A 19,509-nucleotide genomic window follows, 5' to 3' on the forward strand; every position below is an offset into this window, starting at 1 on the left:
CCAGTCGGGACCGAGGGCTACGGCCTCAGCCGAGACCGGCGAGTCGGAGCAGCAGTGACTTCACATCGGTGGCCGCGACGCGGTCGCCGACAGCGCGGGGGGTGGAGCAGATGAGGAGCGGACCGTCGTCGTCGCTCTGTGGAAGGCGGCCGTGGCTGCCGCGAATAGGCGAGGGGTCCAGGGGCACGACCGCCATGCGGTAGCGCATGCCGAGTTTCTTGCGCGCCAGCGCGGTGGCCGCCTTGACCTTGACGTAGGGGTCGAGGGGATCCATGAAGAGTTCGACCGGGTCGTAGCCGGGTTTGCGGTGGATCTCGACGAGCTGCGCGAAGTCGGGCGCGCGGTCGTCGTCGAGCCAGTAGTAGTACGTGAACCAGGCGTCGGGTTCCGCCACGGCGACGAGTTCGCCCGCGCGCGGATGGTCGAGGTGATGGGTCTTCTTGCCCTCGTCGTCGAGGAGTTGCTCGATGCCGGGCAGGCCGTCGAGGGCGGCGCGCGTGGCGTCGAGGTCCTCGGGGCGGCGCACATAGACGTGGGCGATCTGGTGGTCGGCCACCGCGAAGGCACGGGACGCCATCGGGTCGAGGTACTCCATGCCGTCCTGGGTGTGCACCTCCAGCAGGCCGGCGCGGCGCAGGGCGCGGTTGATGTCGACGGGCCGGTTCACGCGGGTGATGCCGTACTCGGACAGCGCGACGACCGTGCGCCCCTCGGCGCGGGCCTCGTCCAGGAGCGGCACCAGCGCGCTGTCGAGATCGGCGGCCGCTTTCAGGGAGCGCGGGTCGTCGGGACCGAAGCGCTGCAGGTCGTAGTCGAGGTGAGGGAGGTAGCAGAGCGTCAGATCCGGGTGCCGGGTGCGGATGATGTGGCGGGTCGCGTCGATGATCCACCGGCTGGAGACGAGATCCGCTCCGGGGCCCCAGAAGTGGAACAGGGGGAAGGTGCCGAGTTTCTCGGTGAGTTCGTCGTGCAGGGCGGCCGGCCGGGTGTAGCAGTCGGGTTCCTTGCGGCCGTCGGCGTAGTAGATCGGACGGGGGGTGACGGTGATGTCGGTGTCGGCGCCCATGGCGTACCACCAGCAGATGTTCGCCACGGTGTAGCCGGGGTGGGCGCGGCGGGCGGCGTCCCAGAGCTTGTCGCCGGCCACGAGCCCGTTGTGCTGGCGCCACAGGAGAACGTCGCCGAGTTCGCGGAAGTACCAGCCGTTGCCGACGATGCCGTGCTCCGAGGGCATGGTGCCGGTGAGGAACGTGGACTGGGCGGCGCAGGTGACGGCGGGCAGGACGGTCCCCAGGGAGGCGCGGGAGCCGGACTGGCCCAGTGCCTTGAGGTGAGGCATGTGGTCGAGGAGACGGGGGGTGAGGCCTACGACGTCCAGGACGAGGAGCGGGGTGGGCCGGTCGGCACCGGCCGGGGCCGGGTGCTCAGGGGCGCTCATGGCAACTCCTTCAGGCCGAGGTCCGTCAGCAGGTCGCGGGCCAGGGTGAGTTCGGCGGCGATGCCCTCGGCGAGCTGGGCGCGGCCCTTGGGGCGCAGCTCGGGCGGGAGCGCCTGCCAGGTGTAGGTCTCGACCTCCAGGTGGCGGGTGAGCGGGGCCGGGCCACCGACGAGCCGGGTCAGTGCGGCTTTCAGGACCGGGAGTGTGGAGGTGAGGGGTGCGGCGGGGGCCGCGTGCAGGGGGACGTGGAAGTGGGCGCGCCAGGGTGAGGCGTCCGGCAGGGCGTGGCCCGCGAGGGCCTCGTCGAGGTCGTCGGTGGCGCGCAGGCCGGCCGCGGTGGAGGTGCGGGTCTGGTGCAGGAAGCGGGGTTCGGCGAAGGCGGCGAGTGCCTCGCGGACCTCCGGCAGATGGGGGTGTTCGGCGTGCAGGGCGGCGGAGAGCTGGGATTTGACGACGGGGACGCGGGCGTCGGCGAGCGCGTCCAGGGCGGTGTGCGGGTCTTCGAAGGAGGTGGCGAGATGGCAGGTGTCGACGCAGATGCCGATGCGGTCGTGGCCGATCGCGGTGAGCGGGGCGATGGCGTCGCGGGTGGTCTCGACGACGCAGCCGGGTTCCGGTTCCAGGCCGACGCGGAGGGAGCGGCCGGTCAGCTCCTCGATGGCGTCGAGGCGTTCGGCGAGGGTGCGCAGTGCGGTGCGGGCGCTCCGGGCGCGCTCGTCGTCATAGGCGGTGCGCCAGGCGAGGGGCAGGGTGGAGATGGTGCCCTCGGTGACGTCGTCGGGGAGGAGTCCGGCGAGGACGCGGGCCAGGGCGGTCGTGTGCTCGAGGCGTTCCGGGTCGGCCCAGTCGGGCTTGTAGACGCGGTACTTGACCTCCTCGGCGCCGAAGCCCTCATAGGGGAACCCGTTGAGGGTGACGACCTCGAGGCCGCGCCGATCGAGCTCGGTGCGCAGCCCGCGCAGCGCGGACGGGTCGGTGACGAGGGCGTGGGCGGCGTCCTTGGCGAGCCACAGCCCGATGCCGAGCCGGTCGCGGCCGAGGCGGCGGCGGACGGGTTCGCAGTGGTCGCGGAGCTGGGCGAGGACCCCGTCGAGGGTTTCGGCGGGGTGGACGTTGGTGCAGTAGGCGAGGTGGACGGTGGTGCCGTCGGGGTGGCGGAAGCGCATGGCTCACGCCTCCGCGGCGGGGACACGGGCCGGCACTTCGGGGCCGGGGTCCGGCTCGTGCGGGTCCTTCGGAACCCCGCGCAGGATGGAGTTGCCCTCGTGCGTGGCCTCGGTGCCGGTGACGTCCAGGCTCAGTCGGCCGCTGAGCCCGTAGAAGGCGACCGGGTTGCGCCACAGCACCTGGTCGACGGTGTCCTCGTCGAAGCCCTCGGCGAGCATCAGGTCACCGACCTTGCGGGTCTTGAGCGGGTCGCTCTTCCCCCAGTCGGCGGCGGAGTTGACCAGGACCTGCTCCGGCCCGTAGGCGCGCAGGATCGCGACCATCCGCTCCTCGTCCATCTTGGTGTCCGGATAGACGGAGAAGCCCAGCCAGCAGCCGCTGTCCCTGGCCTCCTTGACGGTGGTCTCGTTGAGGTGGTCGATCAGGACGCGTTCCACGGGCAGGGCGGACTCCCGGACGACGTCGAGCGTGCGGCGCAGGCCGGCGAGCTTGTCGCGGTGCGGGGTGTGCACGAGGGCGGGCAGACCGTGGTCCGCGGCCAGCTGGAGCTGCGCGGCGAGGGCGGTGTCCTCGGCAGGTGTCATGGAGTCGTAGCCGATCTCGCCGACGGCGACGACGTTGTCCTTGACGAGATACCGGGGCAGTTCGTCGAGGACGGGCACACAGCGCGGGTCGTTCGCCTCCTTGGGATTGAGAGCGATCGTGCAGTGGTGGGCGATGCCGTACTGAGCCGCGCGGAAGGGCTCCCAGCCCAGGAGGGAATCGAAGTAGTCGCGGAAGGAGGCGGGCGAGGTGCGCGGCTGACCGAGCCAGAAGGAGGGCTCGACGACGGCGCGGACACCGGCGGCGTACATGGCCTCGTAGTCGTCGGTGGTCCGGGACGTCATGTGGATGTGGGGGTCGAAGATGCGCATCAGGACTCCTTGCCGTGGGGGTGGTCCGTGCCGGGTGCCGGGTTCACGGACTCGGTCAGGTCCAGGACGCGGTGCAGGTCCTCGGGGACGGGGCGGCCGGCGGCGGTGCGTTCGGCGGCGTAGTCGCCCAGCATGCGGGCGAGTTCGCCATCGCCGCGGGCACGCCCGGCCAGGTCCGCCACGTGGTCGACGGGGACACCGGTGAACAGGCACTTCAGCACGGCGTGGCGCCATGCGTGGGGGTCCAGGTGTCGCGCGGCGTACGGGCCGACGGCGGCCGTGAGGAGACGGGTGTCGTTGGTGCGCAGGGCGTCCTCGACGAGCGGGAGTGCGCCGGGGCCGGAGACGAGGTGGGGCAGGGCGTGCAGGACGGCCCGGCGCTCGTCGGCGGTGCCCTGGAAGTAGACCCGGGTCAGGGCGTCGGTGCCGGCGCGGGCCGCGTGGAGGATGAGCACGCGGGCGGCGTCGGCGTGCGCGGCGCCGCAGCGGCGACCGGCCTCGGCGAGGCGCAGTTCCCACACGGAGATGGGCCCGTGGATGCCGGGGTGCGCGGCGGCCTCGTCGAGGGCGTGCTCCAGCCAGGCGTGGGCGGCGGGGTCGAGATGGGTGGCGAGGTGGTGACGCAGGTCGGCGAGCGAAGGGACGGTGGTGAGGGTGGATGGTCCGGCGGGGGTGTCCCGGGCGTCCTGTATGGCGGGGCTCTCGCGGTCTTGGTCGGTGCCCTGGGTGTCCTGGGCCTGCCGGCTGTTCGCGGTGCCCTGGTTGTCCTGGGCGCTGCCGGCTCTCGCCGTCGGCGTGGCGCGGGGGTGGGTCATCTGGTGCTGCTCCCCTCAGGGGTGGCGGAGGGAGCGCCGTGGGGTGGCGCGGCCTGCTGGAGGGCCGGAGCGGGCCGCGGCGACGCGGTGGCCGCGGTCCGCTCGGCGTGGCGGAGGAACGGGAGGGAGTGGGCGGCGAAGTGCGGGCCGGCGTGGGAGTGGCGGGGCAGTTCGACGACGGTCAGGCCCTGGTAGCCGGTGGCGGCGAGGGCCGCCAGGACCGGCGGGAAGTCGATCTCCCCGTCCCCGAAGGGGAGGTGCTCGTGGACGCCGCGCCGCATGTCCTCGATCTGTACGTGCCGCAGCCAGGGGGCGGCGTCGCGTACGCAGTCGGCGGGAGAAAGAGGTTCGAGGCACTGGCAGTGGCCGATGTCGAGGGTGAGGCCGAGGGGCCGGGGGTCGCCGAGGGCGCGGCGGAGGTGGTGGAAGTCGGCCAGGGTGGCGAGGAGGTGGCCCGGCTCCGGTTCGATGGCCAGGGCGATGTCCGCGGAGGCGGCGGCGTCCAGGACGGGGGTGAGGGTCTCGGCGAGGCGCTTCCACGCGGTGTCCGTGTCGGTGCCCTCGGGGACGATGCCGCTGAAGCAGTGGACCGCGTGGGCGCCGAGGTCGGCGGCCACTCGCACGGCCCGGACGAGGAGGTCGACACGGCGGGCGCGGTCATCGGCGTCCGGGTCCAGCAGGGACGGGCCGTGCTTGCGGCGTGGGTCGAGCACATAGCGGGCGCCCGTCTCCACGGTGACGCCGAGGCCGAGGGCGTCCAGCCGCCGGGCCACCCGGCGGGTGCGGGCGGCGAGGTCGGGGGCGAGCGGGTCGAGATGCATGTGGTCGAGGGTCAGGCCGACGCCGTCGTAGCCGAGGTCGGCGAGGAGGGCGAGCGCGTCGTCGAGCCGGAGGTCGGCGAGGCCGTTGGTGCCGTAGCCGAAGCGGAGGGGGGTGGGAGCGTCGGATGCGGCGGGTGTCGTGGCCGCCGGGAGGTCGGCCGACGCCTGGGGTACCTCGTGGCTCATGTGACGCTCACCTTCTTCGCGAACTTCGCCCCGAGCGGGGCGAGGGCGGCGATGACAAGTGCGCCGGCCGTGCCCCGGGCGCGCGCGGTGAGGGCGGCCTGGAGGGGAATCGTGGCGCGGATACCGGCGCCGACGGCGCGTTGGGTGAGAGGAGGTGACGGGTTCAGGGCGGCGTGGACGTAGGGGCGGGCGGTGGTCGCGGCGTAGGCGGCCGCGCAAGCGGTGGTGAGCAGGGCCGCCACGGACGGGTGCCCGGGGTGATGTCGGGCGGGGCCGGGGCCCATCAGCCCGTGAGCGGCTGCCGGCCGGCGGCCGGTCGCCGACCCCGCGGGCCGGTGCGCCACCAGACGGGTCAGCAGGGCCGTCGTCGCGAGGGCCGCCAGCGGGGCCAGGGGGGAGCCGCCCCGGGCCTCATGGCGGGAGACCGTCGTCACAGCGACGGTGTGGGTGCCGAGGAGGGCGGCTGAGGGCAGGGCCCGGCCGGTGTGGCCGGTGGTGGCCGCGGCTCCCAGGAGGAGGTCCAGGCCTCGGGCAGTGCCCATGGCCACGGGTCCGGCCGGGGTGTGCTTCAGGCCGAGGTCGTACGCCCAGACGGTCGCGGCCAGGGGCGCGGCCACGGTCAGTGCCGGTCGTCCGGCGCGGGCGGCCAGGGCCAGTCCGGCCGCGGTGAGCGCACAGGCGGCCGTGAGTGCGGCGGACGGCCGGATGCGGCCGGAGGGCAGGGGGCGGTGTGGGCGTTCGACGGCGTCGACGTCGCGGTCCGCCCAGTCGTTGAGGGCCATGCCGGCTTCGTAGAGGCAGAGGGAGGAACCGATGGCGAGCAGGGTGCGGGCGCCGGGCCGCGCCCCGGACGCGGCCGCGCCGGCCAGGGCGTCGCCGGGGACGCTGAACAGGGCGGGCAGGCGCAGGAGTTCGGCCCAGGCGCGCCTGCGACGCGAGCGGCGGCGGGCGCACGCGCAGGGGCGAGCCTCAGCCTCAACGGCAGCCGCAGCCTCGGTCGTCGTGGTGCCCCCGGCGCATCCACAGGAGTTCGCGCGCAACCTCACAGCGCTTCTCCCGATGTGTCGGACCCCTCACCCGGCCGCCCTCCCCCGCCCCCGCCCCCGGCCTGCCCCAGGCCGCGCCCGAACCGGACCAGTGCCTCGTACTGCTCGGACAAGCCCGCGGGCCCCTCCCCCACCGGGTCCTTGAAGTAGAACCCGAGAGCGCCGAGCGGGCCGGACAGGCCCGTTTCATGGGCGCGGGCGGTGAGGCGGGCGAGGTCGAGCACCAGGGGCGCGGCGAGCGCCGAGTCGCAGCCCTGCCAGATGGTCTGGAGGATCATGCGGGTGCCGAGGAAGCCGTCGAAGGCGATGTGGTCCCAGGCGGTCTTCCAGTCGCCGAGGGCGGGGACGTCGTCGATGTGGACCTCGCCCTCGGGGACGCTGCCGAGGGTGTCGGCGAGGACGCGTTCCTTGCCGGCGTTCTTCGCCGCCGCGGCGGCCGGGTCGGCGAGGGCGGCGCCGTCTCCGCCGCCGAGCAGGTTCGTGCCGGACCAGGCCCGCACGTGCAGGGCCCGCTGGGCGAACATGGGGCCCAACACGGCCCGCAGCAGGGTCTGGCCGGTCTTGCCGTCGCGGCCGGCGTGGGGCAGTCCGCTGTGTTCGGCCTCGCGGGCGGCGACGGGGTGGTGCATGCCCTCGGAGGGGGTGAAGTTGACGTAGGGGCAGCCCGCGCGCAGGGCCGCCAGGGCGTACAGGGTGCTGGCCGGCAGCGGGGCGCCGGGGCCCTGGGAGGCGGGTTCGGTGGAGGCGACGTTCACCACCACGGTCCGCTCCAGCGCGTGCCGGCGCGTGAAGTCGCGGATGTCGTGGGCGAAGGCCGTGATCAGGTCGGCCTCGGTGCGGGTGTCCCCGGGTGTGGGGCCGCCGGGCCGGATCTCCCGGTCGGCGGCGGCGAGTTCCGCGGCGACGGCGGTCGCGACGCCGGGGGGCAGGACGCCGCCGGCGGTCAGGGTCTCGGCGCGTTTGGGCAGGGGGCAGTCGAGGGTGTCGTGGCCGCCGAAGACGAGGTCGGACAGGGCGGGAAGGCCGCTGCCGGTGAAGGCGGGGGTCTCGGTCACCATGCCGGTGGGCGGGTGCAGCCCCGCGGTGACGGCGGCGCACCCCGTGACGACGGTGGTGGCGACGGAGCCTCGGGCTCCGATCAGCCACACACCCACACGGGGTCGGGAGAGGAACGCGGACATGGGCAGCCTCCTGGTCGTGCGCGAACCCGGGGGGAGGGGGGAGACGGCGGGCGGGGGTCCGGCGTCCCCCGCCCGCCGCCGTTCACTGGCCCTGGACGGGCAGTTCCTTGAGCTGGATGTTGCGGAAGGAGACCTGGTCGTCGGCGCCGTGGTTCTGCAGGCCGATGTAGCCGTCGGTCAGGCTCCGCTGCGGGTCCTTGTTGGTGAAGTCATTGATCTTGACTCCGTTGAGGAACACCTGGAGGCGTTCGCCCTGGACCTTGATCTCGTAGGAGTTCCACTGGCCGGGCGGCCGCAGAACCTGGTCACGCGCCTTGATGTTGGCCGACTTGAAGGAGTAGACGGAGCCCGTGGTGCGGTCGGGCGCGTCCGTGGCGTCGATCTGGATCTCGTAGCCCTTGTTCACCGCGGACCAGGGGTCGTCGGAGGCCGGGAAGCCCACGAAGATCCCGGAGTTGTCGTCGCCCCGCATCTTCCAGTCGAGCTTGAGTGAGTACGACTTCAGCTCCTTGGCCTGGTACCAGAGCAGGCCCATGCCGCCCTCGGTCTCCATCACGCCGTCCTTGACGACGAACGTGCCGGGGCCGGCCTGCTTCCAGCCGTCCAGGGTCTGGCCGTTGAAGATCTTCCGGTAGTCCTTGCTCGGCTTGCAGTCCGCCTTCACCTGGCCGGTGGCGTACTGCAGGCCGCCGAGCAGGTGGGCGCGGAAGGCTTCCTCGGCGTAGGACTCCTTGGTGTGACCGCCACCGGTGTAGAAGGAGCGGCCGCCGCCGTAGCTCTGGCACCAGGCGATCGGGTGGTCGCCCTTCATGGTGCCGCCCTGGTAGGTGGTCTCGTCCAGGGTGGCGAGGACCTTGGCCTGCTCGCGCGGGTTGGTGCGGTAGTTGTACCACTCGTCGGTGCGCTCCCAGGCGTCGTCCAGGTGCGCGGTCGACGGGTGGTCGTGGTCCTCGACGCGGACGGTGGCCTTCTGGATGGCCGGGTGCGAGTGGAAGTAGGCGCCGACGAGGCCGCCGTAGAACTCCCAGTCGTACTCGGTGTCGGCCGCCGCGTGGATGCCCATGTAGCCACCGCCGCCCGCCACGTAGTCCTCGAACGCCTTCTGCTGCTCGGCGTTGAGCACGTCGCCGGTGGTGGACAGGAAGGCCACCGCGTCGTACTTGGCGAGGTTGGTGGTGGTGAACTGCCGGGCCTCCTCGGTGGCGTCGACCGTGATGCCGGCGGGGCCGCCGAGTTCCTTCAGCGCGGCGATGCCGGCCGGGATGGAGTCGTGGCGGAAGCCGGCGGTCTTGGAGAAGACCAGGACCTTCTTGCCGTTCTTGAACGGTTCCTTGGAGAACTCGAAGTCGTCCACGTCGAACAGCGCGCCCTCGCCGCCCTTGAAGACCAGGTAGATGTCGGTGGTCTTCTTCGGCAGGGACCGCAGCGGCACGTCGACGTTCTGGAACGTCTCCCAGCCGCCGGTCGGCGGGATGTAGGCCGAGCCGTGCAGCGGTCCCTCGGGCGAGCCGGTACGCAGCTCGACGAAGCCGCCCGCGCCGCCGGAGGAGGCCCGCACGGTCATCTTCTTCTGGCCGTCGAACCGGTAGGGGGTGAAGGAGATCCAGTCGCCGTCGTCGATGTCGCCGACGGTCTTGCCGCCGTTGGCGCCGGTCTTGTCGATGACGGACACGCCCGACTGGGTGGTGAAGTGCTCGCCCTGGCGGTGCAGCGGCTGCAGGACGGTGCGGGCGGTGCCCGTCAGCTCCTCCTGGCCGTTCGCGCCGCCGTCGGTGTAGGCGGCGCCGACGACGCCGTAGATGTTGGCGTTGGGGTCGTGGCCGCCGTCACCGGGGGGCGGCTTCAGGGTGCCCTCGCAGCCCATCTCGCTGGTCAGCTCGTGGGCGTGGGAGTCGTGGCCGAGGCTGTAGACGACCTTGACCTTGGAGCAGTCGACGGTCTCCTCGGGGTCGGTGACGGTCACCTTGAACGGCACGGGCTCGCCGAACTCGGCCAGGCTGCCGTTGCCCGGGATGTCGATCCGCACCTTGGGCTCGGTGTTGCCGACCACGATCCGGACGCTGGCGTTGCCGGTGTTGCCCTCGGGGTCCTTGGCGGTGAAGGTGGCGCTGTAGGTGCCGACCTTCTTGTACCGGTGGGTGGGGTTGAGGCCCTCGCCCTTGGTGCCGTCGCCGAAGTCCCAGCTGTAGGTGAGGTTCGTGGAGTCGGCGTCCTTGGCGGAGCCGGTGAAGGTGACCTTCAGGCCGGCCGCTCCGGACGTCTTGTCGGCGCTCACCTCGGCGATCGGGGAGAAGCCGTCCTCGGCGTTCTCGATCCGGTACAGCGCGGAGTGCTCGTCGCCCTGGAACCAGGAGACGCCGTAGTCGAGGACGTACAGGGCGCCGTCGGGGCCGAACTCCATGTCCATGATCTGGGTGCCGGTCCACGGGAAGTCGTTGATCTTCGCGACGGACCCGTCGTCGTTCTGCTCGATCCGCTTGATCCAGCGGCGGCCGAACTCACCGGCGAAGAAGTCGCCGTCGTAGGCCTCGGGGAACTTCACGCTGGAGTCGAGCTCGGGGTCGTAGCGGTAGACCGGGCCGGCCATCGGGGACTCGGAGCCGGTGCCGAACTCGGGCACGGAGCCGCCGTCGTACGGGATCCACGCGGCCTGCGCGGGCGGCAGGTCGACCAGGCCCGTGTTGTGCGGGGAGGTGTTCTTCGGGGCGGCGCAGTCGAACGTCTCGCCGGACTCCTTGGTGGCGAAGTCGTAGTCGACGTAGGCGTCGTTGTTCCCGGTGCAGAACGGCCAGCCGAAGTTGGCCGCCTTGGTCACCTTGGCGAACTCGACCTGTCCGGCCGGGCCGCGCTTGGGGTCGGCGGCGCCCGCGTCGGGGCCGTAGTCACCGACGTAGACGATGCCCGTCTTGTCGTCGACGCTCATCCGGAACGGGTTGCGGAAGCCCATCGCGTAGATCTCCGGACGGGTCTTCTCGGTGCCCGGGGCGAAGAGGTTGCCCTCCGGGATCGTGTAGGAGCCGTCCTCGGCGACCTTGATGCGCAGGATCTTGCCCCGCAGGTCGTTGGTGTTGGCGGAGCTGCGGCGGGCGTCGAAGGCCGGGTTGCGGTTCGGCCGGTCGTCGATCGGGGTGTAGCCGTCGGAGGCGAACGGGTTGGTGTCGTCGCCGGTCGACAGGTAGAGGTTGCCGTCGGCGTCGAAGTCGATGTCGCCGCCGACGTGGCAGCAGGTGCCGCGGGAGGCCGCGACGTCGATGACCTTCTTCTCACTGGCCAGGTTCAGGGTGCCGTTGGCGTTCAGCGTGAAGCGGGAGAGACGGTTGACGCCGTCGAACTTCTTGAAGTCCTCGGCGGTGCCGGTCTCCGGTGCGTCGCCCGCGGGGGTGTCGAGCGGCGGGGCGTAGTACAGGTAGATCGCCCGGTTGTTCTTGAAGTCGGGGTCGACGGCGACGCCCTGGAGGCCTTCCTCGTCGTGGGTGTAGACGGGGATCTTGCCGGCGACCTTGGTGACGCCGCCCTGGTCCGTGCGGCGCAGCGTGCCGTCGCGCGAGGTGTGCAGGACGCTGCGGTCCGGGAGCACGGCGAGCGACATCGGCTCGCCCATCTCGGGTTCGCCCTTGGCGAGCGGCACCTGCTGGAACTGCCCCTCGGCGGCCGCCGGTTCGTCGTGCTCCGGGTGACCGGGGTGGGCGCCGGCGACGGTGGCCGGGGTGCCCACGGCCAGGAGCAGACCGGTGAACAGGGCGATGGTGGTGCGCAGTTTGGAGCGTCTGGGGGTGCGGGTGCTTCTGAGGCTGGTTCTGTGCACGAAGTCCCTCCGGGAACGGGTGGGCCGTACGGGTGGGTACGAAGACGTGCGGTGCGGACGCCGGGGTGCGCCGTCACCCCGGAGGTGCGTGTGTCCTGAACACTTCAAGGACGGTAACCGCGTCCGTCCGGGGCGAACACCCCTTGTGCCAGGATCGGTTCAGCTTTCTCCCAGCACAGGACAAAGCGGTGTCCGGGCAGGTCGGAGTCGGGACCGGCAGGGGTGCCGGTCCCGGTCCCCGACCTGGGCCGGGTGTGCGGTTCAGCTGTTGAACGCGGCGTCGAAGGACGCGCTGGGCGGCTCGAAGTCGAAGGCCTTGAGGCGGGTCAGCGCCTCGGGCGCCCCCTGGAGCCGGTCCATGCCGGCGTCCTCCCATTCGACGGAGATCGGGCCCTGGTAGTCGATGGACCGCAGCATCCGGAAGACGTCCTCCCAGGGGACGTCGCCGTGCCCGGCGGAGACGAAGTCCCAGCCGCGCCGCGGGTCGCCCCAGGGCAGGTGGGAGCCGAGCCGGCCGTTGCGTCCGTCGAGGCGCTTGCGGGCCTCCTTGCAGTCGACGTGGTAGATGCGGTCGCGGAAGTCCCACAGGAAGCCGACCGGGTCGAGGTCCTGCCACACGAAGTGCGAGGGGTCGAAGTTGAGGCCGAAGGCGGGGCGCCGGTCGACGGCTTCGAGGGCTTTCTGGGTGGTCCAGTAGTCGTAGGCGATCTCGCTGGGGTGGACCTCGTGTGCGAACCGCACGCCCTCGGCGTCGAAGACGTCGAGGATCGGGTTCCAGCGGTCGGCGAAGTCCTGGTAGCCGCGTTCGATCATCGCGTCGGGCGCGGGGGGGAACATGGCGACGAGGTGCCAGATGGCGGAGCCGGTGAAGCCGATGACGGTGTCGACGCCGAAGGCCGCCGCGGCCCGCGCGGTGTCCTTCATGCGCTCGGCGGCCCGCTGCCTGACTCCCTCCGCGTCTCCGTCGCCCCAGACCGCGTCCGGCAGGATCGCCTGGTGGCGTTCGTCGATGATGGCGTCGCAGACGGCCTGGCCGACCAGGTGGTTGGAGATCGCCCAGCACTTCAGGCCGTACTTGTCGAGGAGGGCCCGGCGACCGTCGAGGTACCCCGGATCGGACAATGCCTTGTCGACTTCGAAGTGGTCTCCCCAGCAGGCGAGTTCGAGGCCGTCGTAGCCGAAGTCGCGGGCCAGGCGGCAGACCTCCTCCAGGGGCAGGTCCGCCCACTGGCCGGTGAAGAGCGTGAAGGTGCGCGGCATGGAAAGGGGCCTCCTCAGACCGCGATCGGAGTGTAGACGGAGTTCTTCTCGGCGCTCTCCTCCACCGCGGCGAGCACCCGCTGCACCTGGAGCCCGTCGGTGAAGGAGGGTTCGGGGCGGCGGCCCTCGGCGATGGCGTGGACGAGGTCGCGGGCCTGGTGGACGAAGGTGTGCTCGTAGCCGAGGCCGTGGCCCGGCGGCCACCAGGCCTCCAAGTAGGGGTGGTCGGGTTCGGTGACGAGGATGCGGCGGAAGCCCGCCTCCGTGCCCGGCTCGGTGCCGTCGTGGAAGGACAGCTCGTTGAGCCGCTCGAGGTCGAAGGCGAGCGAGCCGCGCTCGCCGTTGAGTTCGATGCGCAGGGCGTTCTTGCGGCCGGTGGCGTAGCGGGTGGCCTCGAAGGTGGCGATGGCGCCGGAGGGGAAGCGGGCCGTGAACAGGGCCGCGTCGTCCACGGTGACCTCGCCCTTGCCGGCGGCCGAGACGGAGGACAGCCCGCTGGTGGCGCCGGTGGGCAGCGGCCGCTCCCGCACGAAGGTCTCCGTCAGGGCGGACACCCCGGCCAGCGGCTCCCCCACGAGGTACTGCGCGAGGTCGACGATGTGCGCGCCCAGGTCGCCGAGCGAGCCCGAGCCGGCCTGCTCCTTGCGCAGCCGCCAGGTCAGCGGGAACTCGGGGTCGACCAGCCAGTCCTGGAGGTAGGTCACGCGCACGTGCCGCAGCCGGCCGAGCCGGCCCTCGGCGACCATCCGGCGGGCCTGGGCGGTGGCCGGCACCCGGCGGTAGTTGAAGCCGACCATCGCCACCTGCCCCCGCCCGTACGCCTCCTCGGCCGCCCGGGCCATCGAGGTGGCCTCCTCGACGGTGTTGGCGAGGGGCTTCTCGCACAGGACGTGCTTGCCGGCGGCCAGGGCGGCCAGGGCGATCTCGGCGTGGCTGTCGCCGGGGGTGCAGATGTCGACGAGGTCGATGTCGTCCCGGGCGACGAGGGCACGCCAGTCGGTCTCGACGGACGCCCAGCCGTGCCGGTCGGCCGCCGCCTGCGCGGCGGACCGGTCCCGGCCGCAGATCACGGCCTGCACGGGGTCCAGCGGCAGGTCGAAGACGCGGCCCGCGGTGCGCCAGCCCTGGGAGTGGGCGGCGCCCATGAAGGCGTAGCCCACCATCCCCACGCGCAGGGGTGGCTTGCCTGCCTCGGTCCCTTCTGGCTGCGCTTGCGGCTGTCCCATACGGGTGTCCTCCTCGTCCTGGTCGGTGTGGCGCACGTGGGGGGTGCGGGCGGGATCACTTGAAGCCGGTGGGCATGTACTGGTCGACGTTGGTCTTGTCGACGACGGCCGAGTAGAGCGTGATGGACGCGGGGATCTCGAACTCGGCCATGCCGCCGATGCCCTTGCCCTGGCCGAGGGCGCGGGCCAGGTCGATCGCGGAGGCGGCCATGGTCGGCGGGTACAGCACCGTCGCCTTGAGGACGCCGTCGTCCTGCTTGATGGCCTGGAAGGCGGAGAGCGCTCCCGCGCCGCCGACCATCAGGAAGTCGTCACGTCCGGCCTGCTCGATGGCGCGCAGCGCGCCCACGCCCTGGTCGTCGTCGTGGTTCCACAGCGCGTCGAACCTCGACTGCGCCTGGAGCAGCTGGGCCATCTTGGCCTGCCCGGACTCCACGGTGAACTCGGCGGCCTGGCGGGCGACCTTCCTGATGTTGGGGTAGTTCTTCAGGGCGTCGTCGAAGCCCTGGGTGCGCTGCTTGGTGAGCTCCAGGTTGTCGAGGCCCGCGAGTTCGATGACGCGGGCGTTCGCCTTCCCCTTGAGCTTCTCGCCGATGTAGTGGCCGGCGTTGAGGCCCATGCCGTAGTTGTCGCCGCCGATCCAGCAGCGGTAGGCCTGCGGGGTGTTGAAGATCCGGTCGAGGTTGACGACCGGGATGCCGGCGCGCATCGCCTTGAGTCCGACCTGGGTGAGGGCCTTGCCGTCGGCGGGGAGCACCACCAGGACGTCGACCTTCTTGTTGATGAGGGTCTCGATCTGGCCGATCTGCTGGGCGGTGTCGTTGGAGCCCTCGGTGATCTCCAGGGTGACGTCGGAGTACTTCTCGGCGCGGCTCTTGGCGTTGTCGTTGATGGCGTTGAGCCAGCCGTGGTCGGCCTGCGGTCCGGCGAAGCCGATGGTGACCTGCTTGCCGGGCTTGTCGTCGGCGGCCGGCTGGTTGTTGCCGGCCGGCTCGTCCTTGGAGTCGGACGGCTCGTTGCTGGTGCACCCCGTGAGGAGGGCACCGGCGGAGACGGCGGCGGCCCCGAAGAGCAGTCCTCTGCGGCTCGTGATCTCTGGCATGGCGGTGAACCCTTTCCTCAGGTCGTGCTCGCGGTACGGCGTTGGACCAGCACGGCGGCGACGATGATCGCGCCCTTGGCGATCTGCTGGACGTCGCTCTGCAGGTTGTTCAGGGCGAAGATGTTGGTGATCGTGGTGAAGATCAGGACGCCGAGGACGGAGCCGGTGATGGTGCCGCGGCCGCCGGTGAGGAGGGTGCCGCCGATGATGGCGGCGGCGATGGCGTCGAGTTCGTAGAGGTTGCCGTTGGTGTTCTGGCCGGAGCCGGACAGGACGATCAGCAGGAACGCGGCGATGCCGCAGCACAGCCCGGACAGCAGGTAGAGGTAGAGCCGCTGGCGGCGGACGTCGATGCCGGCGAGCCGGGCGGCCTCCGGGTTGCCGCCGACGGCGACCGTGCGGCGGCCGAAGGTGGTGCGGTTGAGCACCAGCCAGCCGATGACCGTGACGACGGCGAACACCATGACCAGCGGCGGGATGCCGAGGACGTAGGCGTCGCGTTCACCCAGGTCCAGTACCGAGGGCACGGTGACGATCTGCGTCTTGCCGTCGGTGATCTGCAGGGCGAGTCCGCGGGCCGAGGCCAGCATGGCGAGGGTGGCGATGAACGGCACCATCGCCCCGTAGGCGATGAGCACCCCGTTGACCAGTCCGCAGCCGACTCCGACGACGACCGCCGTGAAGAGGATCCCGGCGAAGCCGTACTCCTGGGTGGCGACGGTGGTGGCCCACACGGAGGCGAGGGCGACGATCGCGCCGACCGACAGGTCGATGCCGCCGGAGACGATGACGAAGGTCATGCCGACGGTGACGACGCCGATGACGGACGCCTGGGTGAGGACGAGTTGCAGGTTGCGGGTGTCGAGGAACTCGTCGGGCTTGGTGATGCCGCCGATGAGGATCAGCGCGGCGAGCACGCCGAGCAGGGACAGGGTGCGGACGTCGGCACGGAACAGCAGGCCGCGCCAGGCCGGAGGCTGAGCCTGGGGCACCTTGTCGGTGCTGCTGTCCCGGGGCGGGGAGACGGGCTGCGTCATGACGCCGGGCTTCCTTCCATGACCAGGTCGAGTACGCGGTGTTCGTCGAGCTCGCGCGCGGGTGCCGTGTGGACGACCCGGCCCTCGCGCAGCACCAGGACGCGGTCGGCGAGGCCGAGCACCTCGGGCACCTCGCTGGAGACCAGCAGCACCGCGAGGCCCTCGTCGGCAAGCCGGCGGATGACGGCGTAGAGCTCGGCGCGGGCGCCGACGTCGACGCCGCGGGTGGGTTCGTCGAGCAGCAGCACCTTGCAGCCGCGCAGCAGCCAGCGGGCCAGGACGGCCTTCTGCTGGTTGCCTCCGGAGAGGGTGCGCACGGGCACCGACGGGTTGTCGGGCCGGAGCGACAGCTCGCGGGTGGCGGCCCGGGCGGCGCCGAGTTCGGCGCCCCGGTCGATCCAGCCGCCGCGCGAGAAGCGGGACATGGAGGAGACCGACACGTTGCGGGTGACGGACTCCAGCATCAGCAGGGCCTGCGCCTTGCGTTCCTCGGGGGCGAGCCCGAGTCCGGCCCGGACGGCGGCCCGGACGCTGCCCGGCTTCAATGGCCGTCCGTCGACCAGCACCTGACCGGTCGTCGGTTTGCGGGCGCCGTAGACGGTCTCCAGGATCTCGGAGCGGCCCGAGCCGACGAGCCCGGCGAGGCCGACGATCTCGCCCGGCCGCACGTCGAGGTCGAGCGTCTCGAACTCGCCCTGCCGGGACAGCCCCTGGACCTTCAGCACGGGCTCCGCGGCCGGCGGGGAGTCGGGCCGGTCCGGGAAGACGTACTCGACGTTGCGGCCGGTCATCAGGGCGACGACCTCGCGGGTCGGGGTCGACTTCGCGGGGAGCCCGTTCGCCACGGCCCGGCCGTCCTTCAGGACGGTGACCCGGTCGCCGATGCGGCGGATCTCCTCCAGGCGGTGGGAGATGTAGACGACGGCGACTCCGGCGGCGGTGAGGTCGCCGACGATGCGGAAGAGGTTGTCGACCTCGTCCGGGTCGAGGGCCGCGGACGGCTCGTCCATCACGATGAGCCGCACGTCGTGGGAGAGCGCGCGGGCCATCGACACGATCTGCTGCTGCGCGGCGGAGAGTTCCCCGACCAACCGGCCGGGGTCGATCTCCGCGTGGCCGAGTCGTTTGAGCAGGGCGGCCGTCGACTCCTTCGCCGCCTTGCCGCGGACGACGAAGCCGGCGGTGGTCGGCTCGTGTCCGAGGTGGACGTTCTCGGCGACCGACAGGTGCTCCACCAGGTCGAGTTCCTGGTAGATGGTGGCGATGCCGAGGCGCATGGCGGCGATCGGCGAGCGCAGGGTGACGTCCTCGCCGCGCCAGCGGATGGTGCCGGTGTCGGGCTGGTGGGCGCCGGCCAGGACCTTGATGAGGGTCGACTTGCCGGCGCCGTTCTGGCCGAGCAGGCAGTGCACCTCGCCGGCCAGGACGTCGAGGTCGACGCCGTCGAGGGCCCGGACTCCGGGGAAGGACTTGGTGATGCCGGACATGCTGAGCAGCGGTGGTTCTGGTGCCATGAGGTCCCCTTGGCGGACGTGCGGGCCGGTTCAGGGCAGGGCAGGGCAGGGCTCGGTACCGAGAGCGTGGTGCCGACGTGCTGAGGTGCGCTTACGCGGGAGAGAACAGGTGGTCGCTGATGAGCCGGGCCGCGCCGATGACGCCGGCGGCGGGTCCCAGCTCCCCCAGGACGATGGGGAGGTTGCCGGTCGCGAGCGGCAGCGACTGGCGGTAGACCTGGGTGCGGATCGCGGCGAGCAGGGTGTGGCCGAGGCCGGTCACCCCGCCGCCGATCACCACCAGGCCGGGGTTGAAGAAGCTGACCAGACCGGCGATGACCTGGCCGGTGCGGTTGCCGCCCTCGCGGATCAGCTCCAGGGCGGTGGCGTCACCGGCGGCGGCCGCGGCGGCGACGTCGACGGCCGTCAGGTCGCCGTTGGTCTCCAGCCGTGACGCCAGTTCGGCCGAGAGCCCCTGCTGGGCGGCCTCCAGGGCGTCGCGGGCGAGGGCCGCCCCGCTGAAGTGGGCCTCCAGGCAGCCCCGGTTGCCGCAGGCGCAGGGACGTCCGTCGGGCACGGCCTGGATGTGCCCGATGTCGCCGGCGCTGCCCGTCGTACCGCGGTAGACCTCACCGCCGACGACGATGCCGCAGCCGATGCCCGTGCCGATCTTGACGCAGAGGAAGTCGGCGACGGTGCGGGCGACGCCCGCGTGCTGCTCCCCCATCGCCATCAGGTTCACGTCGTTGTCGACCATGACCGGGCAGCCGAGTTCCTGGCTGAGCGCCTCCCGCACGGGGAAGCCGTCCCAGCCGGGCATGATCGGCGGTGCCACCGGGATGCCCTCGGGGAAGCGGACCGGGCCCGGGACGCCGATGCCGGCGCCGTCGAACCCCTCCGCGAGCCCGGAGGCCCTCAGCTTCGCGGCCATGGCCAGGACCTGCTCGAAGACCGCGACCGGGCCCTCGCGCACGTCCATGGGGTGGTTGATGTGCCCGAGGGTCTCCAGCTCGGCGTTGGTGACGGCGACGTCGACCGAGGTCGCGCCGATGTCGACGCCGAGGAAGCGGAGTTCGGGGTTGAGCCGGATGTTGTGGGAGCGGCGGCCGCCGCGCGAGGCGGCGAGTCCGTCGGCCACGACCAGCCCCGTCTCCAGCAGCCGGTCCACCTCCACGGCGAGCTTGGACCGCGAGAGGTCGACCTGGTCGCCCAGCTGGGCACGGGAGTTGGGGCCGCCGTCGCGCAGCAGCTTCAGCAGTCGGGCCTGGTGGGCGTTTCCGGGTCGTGCGGTCATACGTCTCACGAGCCCCTCCCCGCCTCGATCGGCCTGTGCGCGCCGGTTTTCCGCCACATCGGTGGCTTGCTTTCGGAGGGAACGTAGCAGCGGCTGCCGAGGGTGGGAAGAAGTCGCGCAGGAATTGCCCCCTACTTTTTCCACTCACAGGACAAAGACGGGGGGTGTGTCCCTTACCTCGCAGGTAATCGACCGCGGGCGCGAGCCCGGGGCAGGCTGGCCCCCGTCCTGGTCGTCCCGTCGGGAGGTCCCGTATGTCCGACACCCCTGCCCTGGAAGCCCTGGTGCGGGCGGTGCCCTTCGCCGGTGAGCTGGGCATCGCCCTGGAGGAGGCCGTCCCCGCCCGGGTCAGGGCCGCGCTCGCCTGGGCCCCGGAGGTGTGCACGGTGGGTGGCGCTCTGCACGGCGGCGCGCTGATGGCGCTCGCCGACACGGCCGGCGCGGTGTGCGCGTTCCTCAACCTGCCGCCGGGCGCGAGCACCTCGACGGTCGAGTCGAAGACGAACTTCTTCCGCGCCGTACGGTCGGGCACGGTGCACGCCGAGGCGCACCCCGTGCACGTGGGCCGCTCCTTCATCGCCGTCCGGACGGACCTGCGCGACGAGAACGGCACCCTGGTGGGCCAGACCACGCAGACCCAGGCGGTGCTGACGGACACGGGCCGCACCGACGCCGGTGCGGCCCCCGCCGGATGAGACCCCTGCCGGACAGCGCCTCGCCGGAC

The 19,509-nt window shown here is 72.1% G+C and carries 15 protein-coding genes; 1 reads left to right on the top strand and 14 read right to left on the bottom strand.

What is annotated here, in order from left to right; genetic code table 11:
* Nucleotides 1-25: 25 nt before the first annotated feature.
* From ACSUPV_RS06285 to ACSUPV_RS06350, 14 genes are all read right to left on the bottom strand, one after another.
* On the bottom strand, nucleotides 26-1,438 hold the full coding sequence (locus ACSUPV_RS06285; RefSeq protein WP_037769527.1) for a nucleotide pyrophosphatase/phosphodiesterase family protein: 1,413 nt from the start codon (nucleotides 1,436-1,438) through the stop codon (nucleotides 26-28).
* Nucleotides 1,435-2,604: a metabolite traffic protein EboE gene (gene eboE, locus ACSUPV_RS06290; RefSeq protein ID WP_037769530.1), complete on the bottom strand. Its 1,170-nt coding sequence runs from the start codon at nucleotides 2,602-2,604 to the stop codon at nucleotides 1,435-1,437. The genes ACSUPV_RS06285 and eboE overlap by 4 nt, the downstream gene beginning before the upstream one ends.
* A gap of 3 nt (nucleotides 2,605-2,607) precedes the next feature.
* The gene (locus tag ACSUPV_RS06295) at nucleotides 2,608-3,519 is read right to left on the bottom strand and encodes a TatD family hydrolase (protein WP_382610391.1); all 912 of its coding nucleotides are present in this window, start codon (nucleotides 3,517-3,519) and stop codon (nucleotides 2,608-2,610) included.
* Nucleotides 3,519-4,334 carry an EboA domain-containing protein gene (locus ACSUPV_RS06300; protein ID WP_382610393.1) on the bottom strand — a complete coding sequence of 272 codons (816 nt, stop codon included), beginning with the start codon at nucleotides 4,332-4,334 and terminating at the stop codon, nucleotides 3,519-3,521. Before ACSUPV_RS06300 ends, ACSUPV_RS06295 begins: the two co-directional genes overlap by 1 nt.
* Nucleotides 4,331-5,341: a sugar phosphate isomerase/epimerase family protein gene (locus ACSUPV_RS06305; RefSeq protein ID WP_051649410.1), complete on the bottom strand. Its 1,011-nt coding sequence runs from the start codon at nucleotides 5,339-5,341 to the stop codon at nucleotides 4,331-4,333. The genes ACSUPV_RS06300 and ACSUPV_RS06305 overlap by 4 nt, the downstream gene beginning before the upstream one ends.
* Nucleotides 5,338-6,387: an SCO3242 family prenyltransferase gene (locus ACSUPV_RS06310; protein WP_051649411.1), complete on the bottom strand. Its 1,050-nt coding sequence runs from the start codon at nucleotides 6,385-6,387 to the stop codon at nucleotides 5,338-5,340. The genes ACSUPV_RS06305 and ACSUPV_RS06310 overlap by 4 nt, the downstream gene beginning before the upstream one ends.
* Nucleotides 6,384-7,568 carry an inositol-3-phosphate synthase gene (locus tag ACSUPV_RS06315; RefSeq protein WP_436947089.1) on the bottom strand — a complete coding sequence of 395 codons (1,185 nt, stop codon included), beginning with the start codon at nucleotides 7,566-7,568 and terminating at the stop codon, nucleotides 6,384-6,386. Before ACSUPV_RS06315 ends, ACSUPV_RS06310 begins: the two co-directional genes overlap by 4 nt.
* Nucleotides 7,569-7,650: 82 nt before the next feature.
* Nucleotides 7,651-11,373, bottom strand: a complete 3,723-nt coding sequence (locus tag ACSUPV_RS06320) for a ThuA domain-containing protein (protein WP_436947090.1) — start codon at nucleotides 11,371-11,373, stop codon at nucleotides 7,651-7,653.
* Between the two features lie 261 nt (nucleotides 11,374-11,634).
* On the bottom strand, nucleotides 11,635-12,633 hold the full coding sequence (locus tag ACSUPV_RS06325; protein ID WP_031120159.1) for a sugar phosphate isomerase/epimerase family protein: 999 nt from the start codon (nucleotides 12,631-12,633) through the stop codon (nucleotides 11,635-11,637).
* A 14-nt stretch (nucleotides 12,634-12,647) separates the two neighbouring features.
* Nucleotides 12,648-13,859, bottom strand: coding sequence for a Gfo/Idh/MocA family protein (locus ACSUPV_RS06330; RefSeq protein ID WP_031120160.1), 1,212 nt, complete (start codon nucleotides 13,857-13,859; stop codon nucleotides 12,648-12,650).
* Between the two features lie 55 nt (nucleotides 13,860-13,914).
* A complete protein-coding gene (locus ACSUPV_RS06335) occupies nucleotides 13,915-14,961 on the bottom strand; it encodes a substrate-binding domain-containing protein (protein ID WP_031120161.1) in 1,047 nt (348 codons plus the stop codon).
* A 17-nt stretch (nucleotides 14,962-14,978) separates the two neighbouring features.
* A complete protein-coding gene (locus ACSUPV_RS06340) occupies nucleotides 14,979-15,998 on the bottom strand; it encodes an ABC transporter permease (RefSeq protein WP_037769542.1) in 1,020 nt (339 codons plus the stop codon).
* Nucleotides 15,995-17,512: a sugar ABC transporter ATP-binding protein gene (locus tag ACSUPV_RS06345; RefSeq protein ID WP_436947091.1), complete on the bottom strand. Its 1,518-nt coding sequence runs from the start codon at nucleotides 17,510-17,512 to the stop codon at nucleotides 15,995-15,997. The genes ACSUPV_RS06340 and ACSUPV_RS06345 overlap by 4 nt, the downstream gene beginning before the upstream one ends.
* A gap of 91 nt (nucleotides 17,513-17,603) precedes the next feature.
* Nucleotides 17,604-18,785, bottom strand: a complete 1,182-nt coding sequence (locus ACSUPV_RS06350) for an ROK family transcriptional regulator (RefSeq protein ID WP_037769547.1) — start codon at nucleotides 18,783-18,785, stop codon at nucleotides 17,604-17,606.
* Between the two features lie 254 nt (nucleotides 18,786-19,039).
* Between ACSUPV_RS06350 and ACSUPV_RS06355 the strand changes: the two genes are divergently transcribed.
* The gene (locus ACSUPV_RS06355) at nucleotides 19,040-19,480 is read left to right on the top strand and encodes a PaaI family thioesterase (protein ID WP_436947092.1); all 441 of its coding nucleotides are present in this window, start codon (nucleotides 19,040-19,042) and stop codon (nucleotides 19,478-19,480) included.
* Nucleotides 19,481-19,509: the final 29 nt, after the last annotated feature.

This window comes from Streptomyces sp. SudanB52_2052 (assembly GCF_964272415.1).
GTDB lineage: Bacteria > Actinomycetota > Actinomycetes > Streptomycetales > Streptomycetaceae > Streptomyces > Streptomyces olindensis.

Coding starts and splice junctions, on each gene's coding strand:
- ACSUPV_RS06295 (WP_382610391.1), bottom strand. CDS start 3,519: ATGCGCATCTTCGACCCCCACATCCACATGACGTCCCGGACCACCGAC.
- ACSUPV_RS06305 (WP_051649410.1), bottom strand. CDS start 5,341: ATGAGCCACGAGGTACCCCAGGCGTCGGCCGACCTCCCGGCGGCCACG.
- eboE (WP_037769530.1), bottom strand. CDS start 2,604: ATGCGCTTCCGCCACCCCGACGGCACCACCGTCCACCTCGCCTACTGC.
- ACSUPV_RS06355 (WP_436947092.1), top strand. CDS start 19,040: ATGTCCGACACCCCTGCCCTGGAAGCCCTGGTGCGGGCGGTGCCCTTC.
- ACSUPV_RS06330 (WP_031120160.1), bottom strand. CDS start 13,859: ATGGGACAGCCGCAAGCGCAGCCAGAAGGGACCGAGGCAGGCAAGCCA.
- ACSUPV_RS06300 (WP_382610393.1), bottom strand. CDS start 4,334: ATGACCCACCCCCGCGCCACGCCGACGGCGAGAGCCGGCAGCGCCCAG.
- ACSUPV_RS06345 (WP_436947091.1), bottom strand. CDS start 17,512: ATGGCACCAGAACCACCGCTGCTCAGCATGTCCGGCATCACCAAGTCC.
- ACSUPV_RS06335 (WP_031120161.1), bottom strand. CDS start 14,961: ATGCCAGAGATCACGAGCCGCAGAGGACTGCTCTTCGGGGCCGCCGCC.
- ACSUPV_RS06315 (WP_436947089.1), bottom strand. CDS start 7,568: ATGTCCGCGTTCCTCTCCCGACCCCGTGTGGGTGTGTGGCTGATCGGA.
- ACSUPV_RS06325 (WP_031120159.1), bottom strand. CDS start 12,633: ATGCCGCGCACCTTCACGCTCTTCACCGGCCAGTGGGCGGACCTGCCC.
- ACSUPV_RS06340 (WP_037769542.1), bottom strand. CDS start 15,998: ATGACGCAGCCCGTCTCCCCGCCCCGGGACAGCAGCACCGACAAGGTG.
- ACSUPV_RS06285 (WP_037769527.1), bottom strand. CDS start 1,438: ATGAGCGCCCCTGAGCACCCGGCCCCGGCCGGTGCCGACCGGCCCACC.
- ACSUPV_RS06350 (WP_037769547.1), bottom strand. CDS start 18,785: ATGACCGCACGACCCGGAAACGCCCACCAGGCCCGACTGCTGAAGCTG.